Genomic DNA, 15,654 nt, shown 5'->3' with positions numbered 1-15,654 from the left:
TAGACGCTGATCGCCATGGCGACGAACACCAGCCAGGCGGCAATACGACCGCAGGCCACCACGCCGCGGTCGAAGGCATTGCGTACCGGGTCGGGGGGCGCGGTTTCGGCAGGCGCCACCGACTCCTCCGGCCGACGGGAATCTCGAGTCATGGGAACTCCTCAACGAAACGGCGCGCCCCGCAGGACCCGCCGCGTCCGGTCATGTCATCGGACCGCTCTGCGTCGGCCCGATGCGTTTCACATCAGGTTATGGTTTTCCAGATACCCAACCACGGAGTCATAGAACTCCTGGGTGATCTCGTTCTTCTCGGCCCAGTTCGCCCACTCGTCCTTGGCGATATTGCGGAACTTGACGCGCTCCTCGGCCGGCAGATCGATGATCTCGATATCCGGGTTGTCACGCGCTTCACGCACGGCTTCCAGATCGCGGGTCTTGAGTTGGGCCACCATCTCGTAGGCCAGGCTGTTCACGGAGGTCTCGAGGATCGATTGGAGATCCTCCGGCAGGCCGTCCCAGAGTTCCTTGTTCAGCGACACCGATACCATCGGCAGCGAGTGGAAGCCCGGATAGAGCGGATAAGGAGCGAACTCGTGCAGCCCCTGAGCGTGGTTGGTCGCAAACACCGTGTAGTCGGCGGCGTCGATCACGCCCTTCTCCAGGCCGGTATAGACCTCAGAGCCCGGCAGGTTGACCGGTGTGGCGCCGGCTGCCTCGAAGATGTTGTAGACCATGCCTTCGGGAGCGCGCAGCTTGAGGCCCTTCATGTCCTCGACGGAGCGGATCGGCTTGGTCGAAGGCAGCGACTCCAGACCAGTGGCGGCAGCACCAATCAGATGCAGGCCATAGGGCTCCACCAGCTTGTTGTACAGTTCCTCGCCACCGGCATTGTTCATGTAGTCGAGGAAGTCGTAGGGATCGCTCCAGGCCCCCACCAGGTTGCCGATCATGCCAAAAGCCGGGTTCTGGCCGGTGAAATAGCTGGGATCGGTCAGATGACCTTGCAGGATGCCGGATTTCACGGCCTGCAGCGTCTGGTTGGCCTGAACCACCGAGCCGACCGGCAGAATCTCGATGGCGATGCGACCATCGGACATCTTTTCGACATTCTCGGCCCAAGCCTTCTTCATCTCGAACTGGGGCTCCCCGGCAGTTTCCGAGGTCTGGAACGTCCACTCGTACTCGGCGGCCTGGGCGTTGAAGGCCAGGGCGCCGAGCACGGCGACAGTCAGGGTCTTGAGAGGCATGCGAGACATCATGAGGCTTCCTTATCGCTTGTTGTTGCAACGGTTGACGGGACTTCGATAGCGGGAATGCTGGGTATCAATTCCTCGAGCCCCAGATCCCGACCGGTGCGTTCCAGCACCGCCAGGGCCGCCTTGGCGGCCCGCTGGGGCTGACGCAGGCGAATCGCCTCCATCACCCGGCGATGGCGTTCCATGCTGTCGTTGAGTTCATCGGCACTATGGTTGGATTTCTCCACCAACAGCGCGATGGCCGGTTTGAGGACGTGGCTGATCTGCGCCCAGACCAGGTTGTGCGAGGCCGCGAAGATCGCCTCGTGAAAGGCCACGTCATAGTCATTATGGGAGATGTCCTGCCAATGCAGGTCATCATGCTCCAGGGCGCGGATCATTCCTTCATGGGCGGATTCGATGGCCAGCAGGTCCGCCGCCGTGGCGTGCTCTGCTGCCAGGCGTGCCACATAGGGCTCCACCGCCACCCGAAAGGCGAAGATTTCGCGCTGGATGCGCGGATTCGGCTGGGCGAAGCGCGCCATCCAGCTGCTGACACGCGGATCCAGCAAGTGCCATTCCTGCAAGGCGCGCACCCGCGAACCCTGCCCGGAAATACGCGTCAACAGGCCCGCCGCCACCAGGGTCTGCAAGGCGCTGCGCACCGTACTGCGGCTGACACCGAAGCGCTCGCAGAGATCCAGCTCCTTGGGCACGAAGTCGCCCGGCTCATACTCCCCAGCGAAGATGGCTTCGGCGAGGAAGTCGGCAATATCGGGGCTCGATGCACGTCGAGTATCGGAAGCGGCAGAAGACATGGCATGCCTGTACGGATTGAGGAGCGGGCGTAGTGTCTGACTATGAATTTTCTATGTCGGACATAGCTTCGGATAAAATCGGACACAATGCTTTTAGACTTTAGTCCCCATACAGCCAATTCCCTGGCTTCCCATCGTTCGGAGCCGGGTGTAGGGTTCAAGATTCAGCCAATCACCGGGAGCAACCAGTGAAATATCGCTACTTCAGCATCGGTGAATATCCCCAGAGCGGCACCCCGGAACGCGGGTTGTTCACATTGAACGAAGCCGACTTGCCGGAACTCGACAACGGCCAGGTACGCGTGCGCAACACCTGGCTATCGGTGGATCCTTACATGCGTGGGCGCATGAGCGGCGTGGCGACCTATATCGATCCCTTCGCTCTCGATGCGCCACTGGAAGGGGCCGCCGTGGGCGAGGTGATTGCCTCGAGGGACGAGCGTTTCCAGGAAGGCGACCGAGTGGTGCACATGGGGGGCTGGCGTGACATCGCCCAGTTGCCCGGCGACGCCCTTCAGCCCTTGCCGGACATCGATGTGCCACCCCAAGCCTTTCTCGGCGTGCTGGGCATGCCCGGCATGACGGCCTGGACCGGCCTCAACGTCATCGCCAGCATGAACGACGGCGACAATGTACTGGTCAGCGCCGCAGGCGGTGCCGTCGGCTCGCTGGCCGTACAGCTCGCCAAGGCCAAGGGCGGCACCGTGGTCGGCATTGCCGGCACGCAGGCCAAGCGCGACTGGCTGGAAGCTCGTGGTGTGGTGGCGGTGGATTATCGCGACAAGGACGCCGCCACTCTGACGGCAGACCTGCAGGCCGCCTGCCCCGAGGGCTTCGACGTCTACTACGAGAACGTCGGCGGCGTCTGTCTGGAAGCGGCGCTGAATACCCTGCGGGTAGGCGCCCGCATCGCCGTGTGCGGCATGATCGCCCACTACAACGACGAGACGCCGGTACCCGGCCCCTCCAACTTGGCCATGATGGTGATTCGCCGCGCGCGCATGCAGGGCTTTATCGTCTTCGAGCACTGGGAGCGCTACCCGCACTTCCTCGAGGAGGTCGGCCCATTGGTCAGTGCCGGCCGGATCGACTACGAGGAGACCATCGTCGAAGGGCTCGAAAATACGCCCGACGCCTTCCTCGATCTTTTCCAGGGAGCCAATCAGGGCAAGATGCTGGTACGCCTCTAAGGCATCATGTCGCCAATGCCCATGACGACACCTCCCACCGTGGTCTTCGGCGGCACCGGGTTTCTCGGTGCCGTCCTGGTGCGCGAGCTGGTGGAGAGCGGCCGGCCGACCCGCCTGGTAGCACGCCGCCCCCGCTGGCCGTCGTGGGCGGAAGATGGCGATCCTCTGGAAATCCTCGAGGCCGACATCCGCGATCCGCGACGCGTCGCCGAGGCGTTGGAAGGCGCCGGCGCGGTGGTCAACGCGACGAGTCTGTACGTGGCCTCGCGCAACGTCGGCTTCGAGGACATCCACGTCACCGCGGCGGCCGCGCTGGCCCGCCAGGCGCGGGAAGCCGGCATTGAGCGCTTGGTGCAACTCTCGGGCATCGGCGCCTCCCGCGACTCGGCCTCGGCCTATGTCCGCGCCCGGGCACATGGCGAGATAGCGGTCATGGATGCCCTGCCCAAGGCTGTCATCCTGCGTCCCAGTGTTCTGTTCGGGCGCAATGACGCCTTTCTATCCAACCTGGCGAGGCTCACCCGCCTTCCCGCGATTCCGCTGTTCGGGCAAGGCCACAATCGCCTGCAACCGGTGCATGTCGTGGATGTGGCCCGCGCCATCGTCAGACTCACCAGCGCCGACCGGCCAGGACGTTACCTCTTCGAACTGGGCGGTGCCGATATTCTCAGCTATCGCGAGGTGCTCACCCTGGTGATGCAGCACCTGGGGCGGGAGCGCCCTCTCGTGCCTCTGCCTTTCGCCGCCTGGCACGCCCTGGCCCACGGACTCGGCTGGCTGCCCGAACCACCCTTGACCCGCGACCAGGTCATCCTCATGCAGAGCGACAACCTGGTCAGCGAAGGCGTCGGCACCTTCGCCGACCTCGGCATGCAGCCCCGCACATTGCGGGAAAGCCTGCCGGCCTGTTTGCCACTCGCGTCCACTCGCGCCTGAGCCAGGTCGAAAACCCACCGACCTTTCAAACAGCGTCCAAGAGCGCATTTCCAAATGTTCAATGGTAGTGGGTGCAGGAGTGAAGACGGCGCGAGGGTCATCCGCCATAGAAGGCGGATGTCGCGCCCAGGGGAGGGTTCACAGCGCCCTAGAGATGGTTCGACACTTCGGAGCTTGTCGCCGGAAAAGCCCACCTCCACCTGCTGGTTTCTGAAGGGAGTCCTAAGCCTTCTTGACGAACTGCGACTTCAACTTCATGGCACCAATGCCGTCGATCTTGCAGTCGATGTCGTGATCCCCCTCGACCAGGCGAATGTTCTTCACCTTGGTGCCCACCTTCACCACCGATGAAGCGCCCTTGACCTTGAGATCCTTGATCACGGTGACGCTGTCGCCATCGGCCAACGGGGTGCCGTGGGCATCGCGAATCACCGATTCGTCCTCGGCCGTGTCACTGGCCTGCTGCGACCATTCATGGCCGCACTCGGGGCAGACGAACTGCAGGCCATCATCGTAAGTGTAGGTAGAAGCGCATTCGGGGCAGGCAGGCATCACGCTCATGGCAGTTTTCCTGGAGATCCAAAAGAGCCGGCGAGCCTACACGATCCGACGCGAACCTGCACCTTGGCGACGCCTCAGTCACCGAGGCCATATTCCCGCTCGACCCGGGCGATACGCACACGATAGTTCGCGTACCAGGCCTCGCGCCCCATGCGCTGTGCCTCGCGATGCTCGGCCTGGGCCTTCCAGCGCTTGATCGATTCGAGATCCGCCCAGTAGGACACCGTGATACCGACTTCTTCGCGCGCCGACTCGACGCCCAGAAATCCCGGCTGCTGAGAGGCCAGGTGCATCATGCGCTCGGCCGTCTCGTCATAGCCGTTCGCGACATCGCTACGTTGTGAGGAGAAGATGACCGCGTAATACGGTGGATCAGGGGTTTCAGCCAGCATGGTGCGACTCCGTTCAGGGAGCTTCGATGCCCCTCCGTATCGACATCCTCGGGCGCTTCAAGACGCGCGGGGGCCCGGAGATTCGCCGATATCCTCGAACCAGAGGTCCGGCGAGGCGGCGATGAAATCCTCCATCAAGGCGATGCATTCCGGCTCCTGGAGCACCTCCACGTCGACACCGTGCGAACGCAGCAATGCCTCCTCACCGAGGAAGGTTCGGTTCTCGCCGATCACCACCCGGGGAATGCCGTACAGCAGGATGGCCCCCGTGCACATGGCACAGGGAGAAAGCGTCGTGTAGAGCGTTGATTCACGGTAGATATCCGCCGACTGGCGCCCGGCGTTTTCCAGCGCGTCCATCTCGCCATGCAGGACGGTACTGCCGAGCTGAACGCGTCGATTGCGGCCACCGCCGAGGATCACGCCTCGATGGACCAGCACTGAGCCGATGGGGATACCGCCTTCACCGAGCCCGGCGCGCGCTTCGTCCAGGGCGGCCTGCATGAAATGGTCCATGATCGACACTCTCCTCGTTAACTGACCCTCACCAGCCTACGTCGGGGCTGCTTTAAGCACCAGTTCATCGCCTCGCTCCCTGACTCAGCACGCCATGACAGTGCCAATGGCCAACACAACCATGTCTCGGCCAACACAACCATGTCTCACGAAATGATTCCCCATCAAAGGCCATATCGACAGCAATCCTTGCCATTTTATGACATCCATGAAGAATGGCCCCCGCATTCATTGAGATCACGAGCATATCGACACCATGGAATTCTCTATTTCCGAACTGTTCAAGGACCTGATGGCCGCCGGCAATGGCCTCATCTGGGGCTCCTTGCTGATCTACCTGCTGATCGGGGCAGGCCTGTACTTCACCGTCATGACGCGTGGCATCCAGTTCCGCTACTTCGGGCACATGTTCAAGCTGCTGCGCCATTCGCGCAGTGCCGATGGCGGCATTTCCTCGTTCCAGGCACTTTCCACCAGTCTTGCCGCCCGGGTTGGTACCGGTAACTTGGCCGGTGTGGCGGTCGCCATCTACTTCGGCGGGCCCGGCGCTATCTTCTGGATGTGGATGACGGCCCTGGTGGGCATGGCCACCAGCTTCGTCGAGTCTACCCTGGCCCAGGCCTACAAGACGGACCACGGCGATGGCACCTTCCGCGGCGGCCCCGCCCGCTATATTTCGCAGGGGCTGGGGCTGCGCTGGCTGGCAGTGTTGTTTTCCATCTGCCTGATCATCGCCTTCGGCCTGGCCTTCAACAGCGTGCAGTCCAACTCCATCGCCCTGGCCATGGAGGAAGCCTTCTCCTTGCCACCCTGGGTGGTCGGCTTGGTTCTGGTCGTGGCAGTGGCACCGATCATCTTCGGCGGCCTGAAGTCCATCGCCCGGGTCGCCGAGCTGGTGGTGCCGGTGATGGCCGTCATCTACCTGCTGCTGGCCGTCGTAGTCGTGCTACTCAACATCACCGAGCTGCCGGCGGCCATCATGACCATTCTCAAGAGTGCCTTCGGCCTCGACCAGGCCGCCGGCGGCGCCGCCGGATACGCCATCTCCCAGGCCATCATGAATGGTATCAAGCGCGGCCTGTTCTCCAACGAGGCGGGCATGGGCTCGGCCCCCAACGCCGCCGCTACCGCGTCCACGCAACCGAACCATCCCGCCGCCCAGGGCTTCATCCAGATGCTCGGTGTCTTCTTCGACACCCTGGTAATCTGCACCGCTACCGCCGCCATTATCATCATGGCCGGTCCGGAACTGCTCACCGGTGACGAAGCCAACGGCATCCAACTGACCCAGATCGCGCTATCGCACCAGGTCGGCGACTGGGCCAGCATGTTCGTCGCCGTGGCGATCCTGCTGTTCGCCTTCACCTCGGTGATCGCCAACTATTCCTATGGCGAGACCAATGTGGAATACCTGGCCGGCGCCAAATACGCGCCTGGCGCCATCCTGATCTATCGCCTGGCAGTGCTGGCGATGGTGATGATCGGCGCGGTGGCAAACCTCGGCCCAATCTGGAGCTTCGCCGACCTGTCGATGGGTATGATGGCGCTGATCAACCTGGTGGCGATCCTGCTGCTCTCGCCGGTGGCCATCGCCCTGTTCCGGGACTATGAGCGCCAGCTCAAGGATGGCCTGGAGCCCAACTTCGATCCGCGGCGCTTTTCGCGACTGAATCACCAAGTCGACCCCAAGGCCTGGCCCCGGGGCGCCGACAAGGCCTGATCCCGCTCGATGGACGCCACGCGAGGGCCGTGGCGTCCATGTGCTTCCGTACGGGAGAACGTTGACGCGCTACAGCAGAAAGCCCAACGTCAACGGACCACGCTTGCCACCGCCTCGACTACTCTGGAAGATCACCCCCTGACCCTGTGATTCTGAAAGAGGAGTGTAGTCATGGCCGTTCCACGTATTCTGGTATTCGCCGGCAGCGCCCGCGAGGCCTCCTTCAACAAGCGCCTCGCGCGACTTGCCGCGGCACGCATCGAAGCGCTCGGAGGAAAGCCCACCTTCGTCGATCTGCGCGACTACCCCATGCCGCTCTATGACGGCGACCTGGAAGACGCGCAAGGCCTGCCCGACAATGCCCTGGCATTGCGGAAACTGCTGGCCGAGCATCAAGGGCTGCTGATCGCCTCGCCGGAATACAACGGCTTCGTCACGCCGCTGCTGGTCAACACCATCGACTGGCTCACTCGCCCCCACCAGGGCGAAAGCGGGCTCGCCCTGTTCAAGGGGCGCCATGCCGGGCTCATCTCCGCCTCTCCCGGCGGCTTGGGTGGCCTGCGCGCCCTGAACCACCTGCGCCAGTTGCTCACCAATATCGGCGTGACGGTACTACCCGACCAGCTTGCTGTCGGCAGCGCGAGCGACGCCTTCGATGCCGAAGGCAACCTCACCAACACCGCCCAGGGCGATATGCTGGACGCCCTCTGCCAGCGCCTGGTCACCACCCTGGATCGGCAACACGCCGACTGACACCGCATTGCCTCGTCATCGGCCGGGCACGCCAGTGCCGGCGACCGAGGGCGAGGCTTCCCCCTCCTCGGCATCGCCCAGTACATCCTCGGGATTGCGCAACGGGCAACTCTTCAACGACAAGCAACCACAGCCGATGCATCCATCGAGCTGATCGCGCAACGCGATCAGGCAACGGATCCGCTCATCCAGCGCGCCACGCCATTGCTCCGAGAGGTGACGCCAGTCCTCGGCGTCCGGAGTGCGGGACGTGGGTAGATCGTCCAGCGAGGCCTTGATCTCCGCCAGCGGCATGCCGGTTCGCTGGGCGATCTTGATCACGGCCACGCGACGCAGCACATCCCGGGAGAAACGCCGCTGATTGCCGGCATTGCGCGTGCTCTCGATCAGCCCCTTCGCCTCGTAGTAATGCACGGTGGACACCGCCACACCGCTGCGCCGGGCGACATCCCCTACCGTCAGCGACTGTTTCTGTGGGTTCAGCTTGCGATGGCTCATCGTACCTCCCGCCTTGACCTAAAGCTTGGTTGAGGAAATATCGTGCCGAACGTCAGCCCCCGGCACAAGCCCGGCCATCCCCCTGCCTTTCGAGTGACCATCATGGAAACCACCCTGCCCGATCGTTCGACACAACGCGCCTTGCCTCTGATGCCTGCCATTCTCCTAGCCATGCTGGTGGGGCTGAACCTGCGCCCCTCGATGGCCGCGATCGGTCCTCTGGTCGAACGCATCCAGGCTGATATCGCCATCAGCTACGCGCAGCTCGCTCTGCTGACTACCTTGCCCGTGCTCGCCATGGGGGCTGGCTGCTTCATTGCCGTTGCACTGGCCAGACGCTTCGGCGCGGACCGCTTGATTGGCGGTTCCTTGCTGATGATCGCATTGGCCGACGGTCTTCGCCTGGCCGGACACGGCGTGGCCACCCTGTTGATCACGGCATTGGTCGCCGGTATCGGTATCGCCGGCATCCAGGCTCTGTTACCGGCGTTGATCAAGCAGCAGGCCAGGCAACGTACGCCACTGGTCATGGGGTGGTATATCGCCGCCATCATGGGTGGTGCAGCGCTCGCCGCAACCTTGGCGGCGACCCTGGCGGACCTGACAGGCGGTTGGCGTGCCAGTCTGGCACTGTGGGGACTGGTGGCCCTCGTGGCATTCCTGGCCTGGCAGCGACGCGGTCCAGTGCTGCCCGATACCGGAAAAGGCAAGGAGCAACGCGATCGTCACGCCTCCCTGTATCGCCAGCCACGCGTCTGGACGCTGGCTATCTTCTTCAGCCTATGCGCCTCGGGCTACGCCTGCGTACTGGCATGGCTTCCCCCCTATTACATGGAACTCGGCTGGACGGAATCCGCCGCCGGCCTGCTGCTGGGCTATCTCACCTCTATCGAAGTCGTCGCCGGGCTGGTCTTGCCGGCCTTGGCCCAGCGTCGAGCGGACCGGCGGCCGGTTCTGTTCATCCCCTTGACCTGCTCTCTGGCCGGCTTCCTATTGTTGTGGCACACGCCCGAATCCTCCCCGTGGTTCATCACCACCTTGCTGGGCATCGGACTCGGCGGCCTCTTCCCCCTGAGCCTGATCGTCAGCATGGACCACCATCCCGATGCCCAGCGTGCTGGCGACATCACCGCCATTGCACAGGGAGCCGGTTATAGCCTGGGCGCCTTGACGCCATTGATCGCCGGCGTGATACGTGACCAGCTCGGCGGCTTTGAATGGGCCTGGGCCGGCCTGGCGGGTACCACCCTGCTGATGGCACTCATCGCCCTGCGTTTCGACCCGCGGCGCTTCTCCACGGTGATTCGCGACTGACGGCCTGATACCCAAACGGTATTGCCATGAATGACATTCCACGCACGCCGAAGCCCTTCCATCCTGTGTGGCATCCGGCTGCCGCCGGCACTCCCCCCACGACAAGGGCAACACCATGACACACGACCACACCGTATCCACCACTCTCCACCACCGCACCCTGGGACAAGGACTGAGCGTTTCAGCGCTGGGCTATGGTGCCATGGGGATCAGCGAGTTCTACGGACCATCGAACGACCAGGACTCCCTGAGACTGCTCGCCGAGGTGGCCAATGCCGGCATCGACCTGATCGACACGGCGGACATGTACGGTCGCGGCCATAACGAAACGCTGATCGGCGAGTTCCTGGCCGAACGACGCCGGTCACTCGGCGCCAGCGACATCAAGATCGCCACCAAGTGCGGCATCGACCGCGGCGATGCCGACTATGCACGCCAGATCAACAACCGCCCCGAGTACATCCGGGCCTGCTGCGAAGCTTCGCTCAAGCGCCTGGGCATCGAACGCCTCGATCTCTACTACCTGCATCGCGTGGACCCTCAAGGCAACATCACCGCCGCCATGGAGTGCCTGAGCGAGCTCGTCAAGGAAGGCAAGATCGCTCATGTGGGGCTGTGCGAAGTCTCGGCGTCGACCCTGGACAAGGCCCATGCCATCCACCCGATCACCGCCTTGCAGACGGAGTACTCGTTGTGGACGCGTGATGTCGAGGCCGAGATCCTGCCCATGGCGCGCCGGCTCGGCGTGGGACTCGTGCCCTATTCGCCCTTGGGGCGCGGCTTCCTGACCGGTCGCATCACCAGCCAGGACGATCTTTCCAAGGATGACTTCCGGCGCCGCAACCCACGCTTCCAGGCCGACAACCTCTCGCACAACCTGACACTGCTCGAGACAGTGCACCACGTGGCCGAGCGCCACGATGCCACACCGGGCCAGGTCGCCCTGGCATGGCTGCTGGCCCAGGATGAGCATATCGTGCCGATACCGGGCACTCGGCGCTCGGCCTACCTGCACGAAAATCTCGGTGCTCTGGCCCTGCGGCTGGACGAGCAAGACCTGGACGACCTCGACAGCGCCCTGCCCCCGGACGCAGCCCGTGGCGAGCGTTATACGGAGGAGGGCATGAAAGGCGTCAACACCTGAGATCGCTGTTTGACTCGGCCGCTTCGAGCAGCGCATCGACGGCGTCCAGAACGTCTTCGCGCGTTTCGTCGGTCCGCCAGAGCAGCTTGAGTTCGATGGTCAGGCTCGCCTCGAGCTCGGGAGTGAAGGGGCGATACATGACCCCGAGACGGCTGGCCGCCCGCAGTGACGTCGGCAGAAACGCCACGCCTTCGCCGGCGGCCACCCGGGCCAGCAGCGTCATGTGCTCGCTCGGCTCGGGGCGGCGAGGCGGCGCATAGCCGTGATCCGCGAAGACGCGCTCGCAACGATCATGGAAGACCGGGTTGTCGTGACGGGGAAACCAGAAAAGCCGGGTATCGCCCAGGTCGTCGAACGATACCCTCTCGCGTTCGGTCGCCGGATGGTCCGCGTGCAACGCCACCATCAGCGGATCGAGGGCAATGCGCCGAGCCTGGAGCGATTCGCCCGGATCGGCGATCTCACCGACCAGGGCAAGATCCAGCCCACCGCTCAGCAAGCGTTCGACCAGATGCTTCGAATAGGCCTCCTCGATTCGCGTACCTGAGGGGAGGCCCGAATCCGTCAGGACATCGCGAATGCCGGCTACCAGGCTGAAGTCGATCACGCTCGTCAGACCAAGCCGAACATCGCTCGCGTCGGCGGACACCGCCTCACGCAGATTGTCCAATGCGACATTGAGCGATTCGAGGACTCGACGGGCATCATGCTCGAAGCGCTCGCCGGCCGAGGTCAGGCTAACCCCCTGAGTATCGCGCTCGAACAGCTTGACGCGCAGCAAGGCTTCCAGCCCACTGATCTGTCGCGACAAGGGAGGCTGCGACATATGCAGACGCTCGGCGGCACGACGGAAGTTGAGCTCCTCGGCCACCGCCAGGAAGCACTGTAACTGTCGCGTGGAGGGCAAGCGTCTGGACAGGTATCGCATCGTCATCCTCTAGCTCCGCCCGGCATGGTCAGGGATTGGCAAACTGCACTTGCCCCATGAAGCCGGACCCACGGGCGATATCGACCGAATGCCTGCCGGCGGGCGCCTGCATGACGCCGGCTATAACCGCCCCTGGCGGGCCAGTCGCCGCCGGACCCAACGATCATACCACCAGGTCAACACAGGCTTGATCACAGGCAGGCCGATGAGCACGGCCAGGGGGCGCAGCCACGGGATCCGTTGCATCAGCAGGATATAGGCATCCATACCGCGATGTAGCCCACCCTCGGCGTCTTCCACATGCAGCGAGAGCAGGGCCTCTTGCACCGTGACGCCGTGCTCACTCAACACGGCTTCATGGGTGTTGGCATCCAGCCACTCCACCGATTCCGCGTGCCGCGCCAGACGCTCATAGCGACGGCGCTCTCGACGGCAGATCGGACAGGCCGCGTCATAGTAGACCTTCAACGGGGACGAGTCGCTCACGAGACCTCCGCAAGCCGGTTCATTCGGTGGCGCCGAGCGATCCATCCAGTTCACGCTCGTCGACGCCCAGCATCCGCAATATCTGCCGCTGTGACGCTTCCAGTAACTGACGCCGCTCTTCCTCGTCGGGCAGGCTCTTGGCGATGGCAACGGCCCCTACCAGGGAGGCCAGAATGGTCCGGGACTTCTCGGCGAGCAGCTCGCGATCCGGCTCGAAGGGGAGCTTCTTCAGGCGACTCAGGGCGATCAGACGAGTCTCCAGCATCTTGCGCATGCGCACATAGGAGGCTTCGAAGAGCGTTTTGACCTCGGCCGTGTCGTTGCCAATCTCGTTGAACAGTACCGTCTCCGGTCCCGGCGAACGCTTGCGCTCCAGTTCCTGGAGGTTCCAGCAGTTGGCCGCCAGGGCCGTCAGGTGCTTCACCGACAAGGGGCCCTTGACCAGGCGCGCCGCGCGGCTGTTGCGAAGCGCCTCGCGGATGGAAGCATCGTAGAGGGCCTGCTTCGAGGCGAAGTGCGCATAAAAGGCGCCATGGGTCATCTTCGCCCGTTTCATGATCTGCCCGATGGAAACCTTTTCGAAGCCATGGCGACAGAACATTTCCGTGGCGGCGTTCAGAATCCGCTCGCGGGACCGCGTCTTGTGAGCTGCGGAATACGGCATGGAATCCTCACCCTCGCGCGACAGAATATTATCTTGATCATATATAGCCCGGTGCTAGGTTGGCCACGACTCACGAACCTTCTGGAGGCACCATGAACGCCCCTATCGTCATCACGGGCATGGGCATGATCGGCCCCCTCGGCAAGGGCGTCAAGACGACCTGGGAGCGCCTGCTGGCGGGTCGCTCCGGCATCGGGCCGATCACGCGCTTCGATACCGGCGAGCTGCCGGTCACCATCGCCGGCCTGGTTCCCGACCTCGCCGAGGATCCGCAAGCCGGCTTCGACCCCAACACCATCGCCGACGCCAAGGAGCGGCGCAAGCTCGACCTTTTCAGCCTCTATGCCATGGCTGCCGCGCAGCAGGCCCTGGAGCAGGCCGACTGGTTCCCCGAAAATGCCGCCGACCGCAGCGCAACCGCCACCATCGTGGCATCGGGTATCGGCGGGTTTCCCACCATCACCCGCGCGCAGGACACGCTGAGAACGCGCGGCCATCGGCGCCTTTCGCCCTTCACCGTGCCGGCCTTCCTGGCCAACCTGGCGGCGGGCAACCTGTCGATCCGCCATGGTTTCACCGGGCCGTTGGGCTGCCCCGTCACGGCATGCGCGGCAGGCATCCAGGCTATCGGCGACGGTATGCGCCTGCTGCGTAGCGGCGAGGCCGAGGTCGCCCTGGTGGGAGGCGCCGAGGCGTGCGTCGACCCGCTCTCGTTGGCCGGCTTCCATGCCCTGAAGGCACTCTCCACGGAACGCGAGCATCCCGCACGCGCCTCCCGCCCCTTCGACAAGGCACGCGATGGTTTCGTCATGGGAGAAGGCGCCGGCCTGATGGTGATCGAGACGCTGGCGCATGCCGAGGCACGTGGCACCACGCCCCTCGCCATGCTCAGTGGCTACGGCACCAGCGCCGACGCCCATCACATCACCGCTGGTCCCGAGGATGGCGCCGGTGCTGCCGCCTCCATCCGGGCTGCCCTGCGCATGGCGAACCTGCCCGCCGAGGCGATCGGCTACGTCAACGCCCATGCCACCTCGACACCGGTGGGCGACCGGGCCGAGATCGCCGCGCTCAGGGCCGTGTTCGGCGAACGGCTCGGCGCGATTCCCATCTCATCGACCAAGTCGGCCACCGGCCACCTGCTGGGTGCTGCCGGCGGAGTCGAGAGCATCATCACCGCCTTGGCGGTACGACACGGCCAACTGCCGCCGACCCTCAACCTGAACGACGTCGACGACGACATGAACGACCTGGACTTTATTCCGGGCGCCTCGCGCGCGCAGGCGACCCGGCATGCCCTGTGCAACGGCTTCGGGTTCGGCGGGGTCAATGCGTCGCTGATCGTCAGCCGGCCCTAATTCGCCAGCATCACGGCCGGGACATCCCGAGGATGTCCCTCAAATACCGATATCGTCGTCGAGCTCCTTGTCCTCATGCTGGCGCAGCGGCGTATCTTCGTCACACTCCAGGTCATGCACGAAGGTCCGGGTCACGTCCAGCAAGCCCAGATCCTGAATGGTGCGCCGCCCGAGCAGGACCGGATAGGTCATGTCGTCGCGATCCTCGAGGCTGAACTGCTCCTCATAGCGGGTGTCGCCGATGCAAAGCGTCATCAGTACCGCCGGTCGGCGATCCTGGCCTCCGGCGCCGCTCAGGAGCAGCTTGCGGAAAATCGGCCGCTCGAAGGTCTTCGAGACGACCTCCTCGGTCGCTTCATCTTCGACTTCGACGACGAAGCGCACCCACTCCTCACCATCACGCTCGAATTTCTCGATGTCCTCCGCCTGCATGGAGGACGTCAAGGCGCCGCTATCGAGCTTGACCTTGACCTTGGGCCCCCAGGGTTCCTCGATGGTGGCCTTCTCCACCCACCCGAACACGGTAGGCTCGTCATCACCGGCCATGGCCGCTCCACTCATCAGGCCGGTGGCGAGGCAGGCGATCAACGCATGGCGTATCGATTGGTACATGCTGACTCCTTGCGCTATTTCCTTAGGCCACGTGTTTCAATCGCGGCGATAAGTGCCAACCAGGCGGTTCATGCCCAGCAGGTGTGGCTCGACCTGCTTGAGCAGTTCGGCCATGGTAATGCCCTCGGGCAAGGCGGTGGGCTTGTCCAGCGCCAGCACCCAGAAATAGTACTGATGAACACCATGCCCTTCCGGCGGCATGGGGCCGCCATAGCCGTTGCGCCCGAAGTGGTTGACCCCGCGGGTCCCCTCGGAGGTGGCTTCCTCGAGCGAGGTGGTGGAGCCCGGCAGGTTATAGAGCACCCAGTGCACGAAGCCGTAGCCGCCATGCTCCACCAGGGGCGCGTCGGGATCGTGGCAGATCACTGCAAAGCCCTTGGTGCCCTCAGGCACATCGTGCCAGGACAGCGCCGGCGACAAATCCTCCCCTTCGCCGGTGTAGCGTGCCGGAATCTCGCCCTGATCGGTGAAGGCGGGGCTTTCCACCCGCATGTTCGTCAATGCAAAGGCCATGATCGTTGATCTCCCT

The 15,654-nt window shown here is 63.9% G+C and carries 18 protein-coding genes; 7 read left to right on the top strand and 11 right to left on the bottom strand.

The window, feature by feature from the left end; genetic code table 11:
- Positions 1–239: 239 nt before the first annotated feature.
- Entirely contained in the window at positions 240–1,259 is a 1,020-nt protein-coding gene (locus FZZ93_RS17630) for a TRAP transporter substrate-binding protein (RefSeq protein ID WP_149323607.1), read from the bottom strand.
- Entirely contained in the window at positions 1,256–2,053 is a 798-nt protein-coding gene (locus FZZ93_RS17625; RefSeq protein ID WP_149323606.1) for a FadR/GntR family transcriptional regulator, read from the bottom strand. The genes FZZ93_RS17630 and FZZ93_RS17625 overlap by 4 nt, the downstream gene beginning before the upstream one ends.
- Positions 2,054–2,241: 188 nt before the next feature.
- On the opposite strand from FZZ93_RS17625, the gene FZZ93_RS17620 reads away from it, so the two are divergent.
- Both FZZ93_RS17620 and FZZ93_RS17615 read left to right on the top strand, forming a co-directional pair.
- Positions 2,242–3,243, top strand: coding sequence for an NADP-dependent oxidoreductase (locus tag FZZ93_RS17620; protein ID WP_149323605.1), 1,002 nt, complete (start codon positions 2,242–2,244; stop codon positions 3,241–3,243).
- Positions 3,244–3,264: 21 nt separating this feature from the next.
- The gene (locus tag FZZ93_RS17615; protein WP_246146286.1) at positions 3,265–4,179 is read left to right on the top strand and encodes a complex I NDUFA9 subunit family protein; all 915 of its coding nucleotides are present in this window, start codon (positions 3,265–3,267) and stop codon (positions 4,177–4,179) included.
- A gap of 222 nt (positions 4,180–4,401) precedes the next feature.
- Here the strand turns inward: FZZ93_RS17615 and FZZ93_RS17610 are convergent, their stop codons facing one another.
- The 3 genes from FZZ93_RS17610 to FZZ93_RS17600 form a co-directional block, all read right to left on the bottom strand.
- Entirely contained in the window at positions 4,402–4,740 is a 339-nt protein-coding gene (locus FZZ93_RS17610; protein ID WP_149323603.1) for a zinc ribbon domain-containing protein YjdM, read from the bottom strand.
- 74 nt (positions 4,741–4,814) lie between these two features.
- Positions 4,815–5,132, bottom strand: coding sequence for an antibiotic biosynthesis monooxygenase family protein (locus FZZ93_RS17605; protein ID WP_149323602.1), 318 nt, complete (start codon positions 5,130–5,132; stop codon positions 4,815–4,817).
- Positions 5,133–5,189: 57 nt separating this feature from the next.
- Entirely contained in the window at positions 5,190–5,648 is a 459-nt protein-coding gene (locus FZZ93_RS17600) for a nucleoside deaminase (RefSeq protein ID WP_149323601.1), read from the bottom strand.
- A gap of 256 nt (positions 5,649–5,904) precedes the next feature.
- On the opposite strand from FZZ93_RS17600, the gene FZZ93_RS17595 reads away from it, so the two are divergent.
- Both FZZ93_RS17595 and FZZ93_RS17590 read left to right on the top strand, forming a co-directional pair.
- The gene (locus tag FZZ93_RS17595) at positions 5,905–7,368 is read left to right on the top strand and encodes an alanine/glycine:cation symporter family protein (RefSeq protein ID WP_149323600.1); all 1,464 of its coding nucleotides are present in this window, start codon (positions 5,905–5,907) and stop codon (positions 7,366–7,368) included.
- A 171-nt stretch (positions 7,369–7,539) separates the two neighbouring features.
- Positions 7,540–8,121 carry an NADPH-dependent FMN reductase gene (locus tag FZZ93_RS17590; RefSeq protein WP_149323599.1) on the top strand — a complete coding sequence of 194 codons (582 nt, stop codon included), beginning with the start codon at positions 7,540–7,542 and terminating at the stop codon, positions 8,119–8,121.
- Positions 8,122–8,136: 15 nt separating this feature from the next.
- On the opposite strand, the gene soxR is transcribed toward FZZ93_RS17590, so the two are convergent.
- On the bottom strand, positions 8,137–8,619 hold the full coding sequence (gene soxR, locus FZZ93_RS17585; RefSeq protein WP_149323598.1) for a redox-sensitive transcriptional activator SoxR: 483 nt from the start codon (positions 8,617–8,619) through the stop codon (positions 8,137–8,139).
- 42 nt (positions 8,620–8,661) lie between these two features.
- Here soxR and FZZ93_RS17580 point away from each other — a divergent pair, with 42 nt between their 5' ends.
- The gene (locus FZZ93_RS17580) at positions 8,662–9,933 is read left to right on the top strand and encodes an MFS transporter (RefSeq protein ID WP_246146285.1); all 1,272 of its coding nucleotides are present in this window, start codon (positions 8,662–8,664) and stop codon (positions 9,931–9,933) included.
- A gap of 115 nt (positions 9,934–10,048) precedes the next feature.
- On the top strand, positions 10,049–11,077 hold the full coding sequence (locus FZZ93_RS17575) for an aldo/keto reductase (RefSeq protein ID WP_149323597.1): 1,029 nt from the start codon (positions 10,049–10,051) through the stop codon (positions 11,075–11,077).
- Here the strand turns inward: FZZ93_RS17575 and FZZ93_RS17570 are convergent.
- The 3 genes from FZZ93_RS17570 to FZZ93_RS17560 form a co-directional block, all read right to left on the bottom strand.
- Positions 11,067–12,011: a LysR family transcriptional regulator gene (locus FZZ93_RS17570; protein WP_149323596.1), complete on the bottom strand. Its 945-nt coding sequence runs from the start codon at positions 12,009–12,011 to the stop codon at positions 11,067–11,069. The genes FZZ93_RS17575 and FZZ93_RS17570 overlap by 11 nt on opposite strands.
- A 114-nt stretch (positions 12,012–12,125) precedes the next feature.
- Positions 12,126–12,491: a thiol-disulfide oxidoreductase DCC family protein gene (locus FZZ93_RS17565; RefSeq protein WP_149323595.1), complete on the bottom strand. Its 366-nt coding sequence runs from the start codon at positions 12,489–12,491 to the stop codon at positions 12,126–12,128.
- 19 nt (positions 12,492–12,510) lie between these two features.
- Positions 12,511–13,155, bottom strand: a complete 645-nt coding sequence (locus tag FZZ93_RS17560) for a TetR/AcrR family transcriptional regulator (protein WP_149323594.1) — start codon at positions 13,153–13,155, stop codon at positions 12,511–12,513.
- 92 nt (positions 13,156–13,247) lie between these two features.
- Here FZZ93_RS17560 and fabF point away from each other — a divergent pair, with 92 nt between their 5' ends.
- The gene (fabF, locus tag FZZ93_RS17555) at positions 13,248–14,513 is read left to right on the top strand and encodes a beta-ketoacyl-ACP synthase II (protein WP_149323593.1); all 1,266 of its coding nucleotides are present in this window, start codon (positions 13,248–13,250) and stop codon (positions 14,511–14,513) included.
- Positions 14,514–14,552: 39 nt separating this feature from the next.
- Here the strand turns inward: fabF and rloA3 are convergent, their stop codons facing one another.
- A complete protein-coding gene (gene rloA3, locus FZZ93_RS17550; protein ID WP_149323592.1) occupies positions 14,553–15,125 on the bottom strand; it encodes a retropepsin-like aspartic peptidase RloA3 in 573 nt (190 codons plus the stop codon).
- Positions 15,126–15,161: 36 nt separating this feature from the next.
- Complete coding sequence (locus tag FZZ93_RS17545; protein ID WP_149323591.1) at positions 15,162–15,638, bottom strand: YbhB/YbcL family Raf kinase inhibitor-like protein; 477 nt, start codon at positions 15,636–15,638, stop codon at positions 15,162–15,164.
- Positions 15,639–15,654: the final 16 nt, after the last annotated feature.

This window comes from Halomonas eurihalina, assembly GCF_008274785.1.
GTDB classification, from domain to species: Bacteria; Pseudomonadota; Gammaproteobacteria; order Pseudomonadales; family Halomonadaceae; genus Halomonas; species Halomonas eurihalina.
The sequence above is the reverse complement of the archived record's forward strand: the minus strand, read 5'-3'. Positions and strand labels throughout refer to the sequence as shown.

Bases quoted from the DNA above. Each gene is read 5' to 3' on its own strand.
- FZZ93_RS17630 (WP_149323607.1), bottom strand. From the start codon at position 1,259: ATGATGTCTCGCATGCCTCTCAAGACCCTGACTGTCGCCGTGCTCGGC.
- FZZ93_RS17625 (WP_149323606.1), bottom strand. From the start codon at position 2,053: ATGTCTTCTGCCGCTTCCGATACTCGACGTGCATCGAGCCCCGATATT.
- FZZ93_RS17615 (WP_246146286.1), top strand. From the start codon at position 3,265: ATGACGACACCTCCCACCGTGGTCTTCGGCGGCACCGGGTTTCTCGGT.
- FZZ93_RS17610 (WP_149323603.1), bottom strand. From the start codon at position 4,740: ATGAGCGTGATGCCTGCCTGCCCCGAATGCGCTTCTACCTACACTTAC.
- FZZ93_RS17605 (WP_149323602.1), bottom strand. From the start codon at position 5,132: ATGCTGGCTGAAACCCCTGATCCACCGTATTACGCGGTCATCTTCTCC.
- FZZ93_RS17600 (WP_149323601.1), bottom strand. From the start codon at position 5,648: ATGGACCATTTCATGCAGGCCGCCCTGGACGAAGCGCGCGCCGGGCTC.
- FZZ93_RS17595 (WP_149323600.1), top strand. From the start codon at position 5,905: ATGGAATTCTCTATTTCCGAACTGTTCAAGGACCTGATGGCCGCCGGC.
- FZZ93_RS17590 (WP_149323599.1), top strand. From the start codon at position 7,540: ATGGCCGTTCCACGTATTCTGGTATTCGCCGGCAGCGCCCGCGAGGCC.
- soxR (WP_149323598.1), bottom strand. From the start codon at position 8,619: ATGAGCCATCGCAAGCTGAACCCACAGAAACAGTCGCTGACGGTAGGG.
- FZZ93_RS17575 (WP_149323597.1), top strand. From the start codon at position 10,049: ATGACACACGACCACACCGTATCCACCACTCTCCACCACCGCACCCTG.
- FZZ93_RS17570 (WP_149323596.1), bottom strand. From the start codon at position 12,011: ATGACGATGCGATACCTGTCCAGACGCTTGCCCTCCACGCGACAGTTA.
- FZZ93_RS17560 (WP_149323594.1), bottom strand. From the start codon at position 13,155: ATGCCGTATTCCGCAGCTCACAAGACGCGGTCCCGCGAGCGGATTCTG.
- fabF (WP_149323593.1), top strand. From the start codon at position 13,248: ATGAACGCCCCTATCGTCATCACGGGCATGGGCATGATCGGCCCCCTC.
- rloA3 (WP_149323592.1), bottom strand. From the start codon at position 15,125: ATGTACCAATCGATACGCCATGCGTTGATCGCCTGCCTCGCCACCGGC.
- FZZ93_RS17545 (WP_149323591.1), bottom strand. From the start codon at position 15,638: ATGGCCTTTGCATTGACGAACATGCGGGTGGAAAGCCCCGCCTTCACC.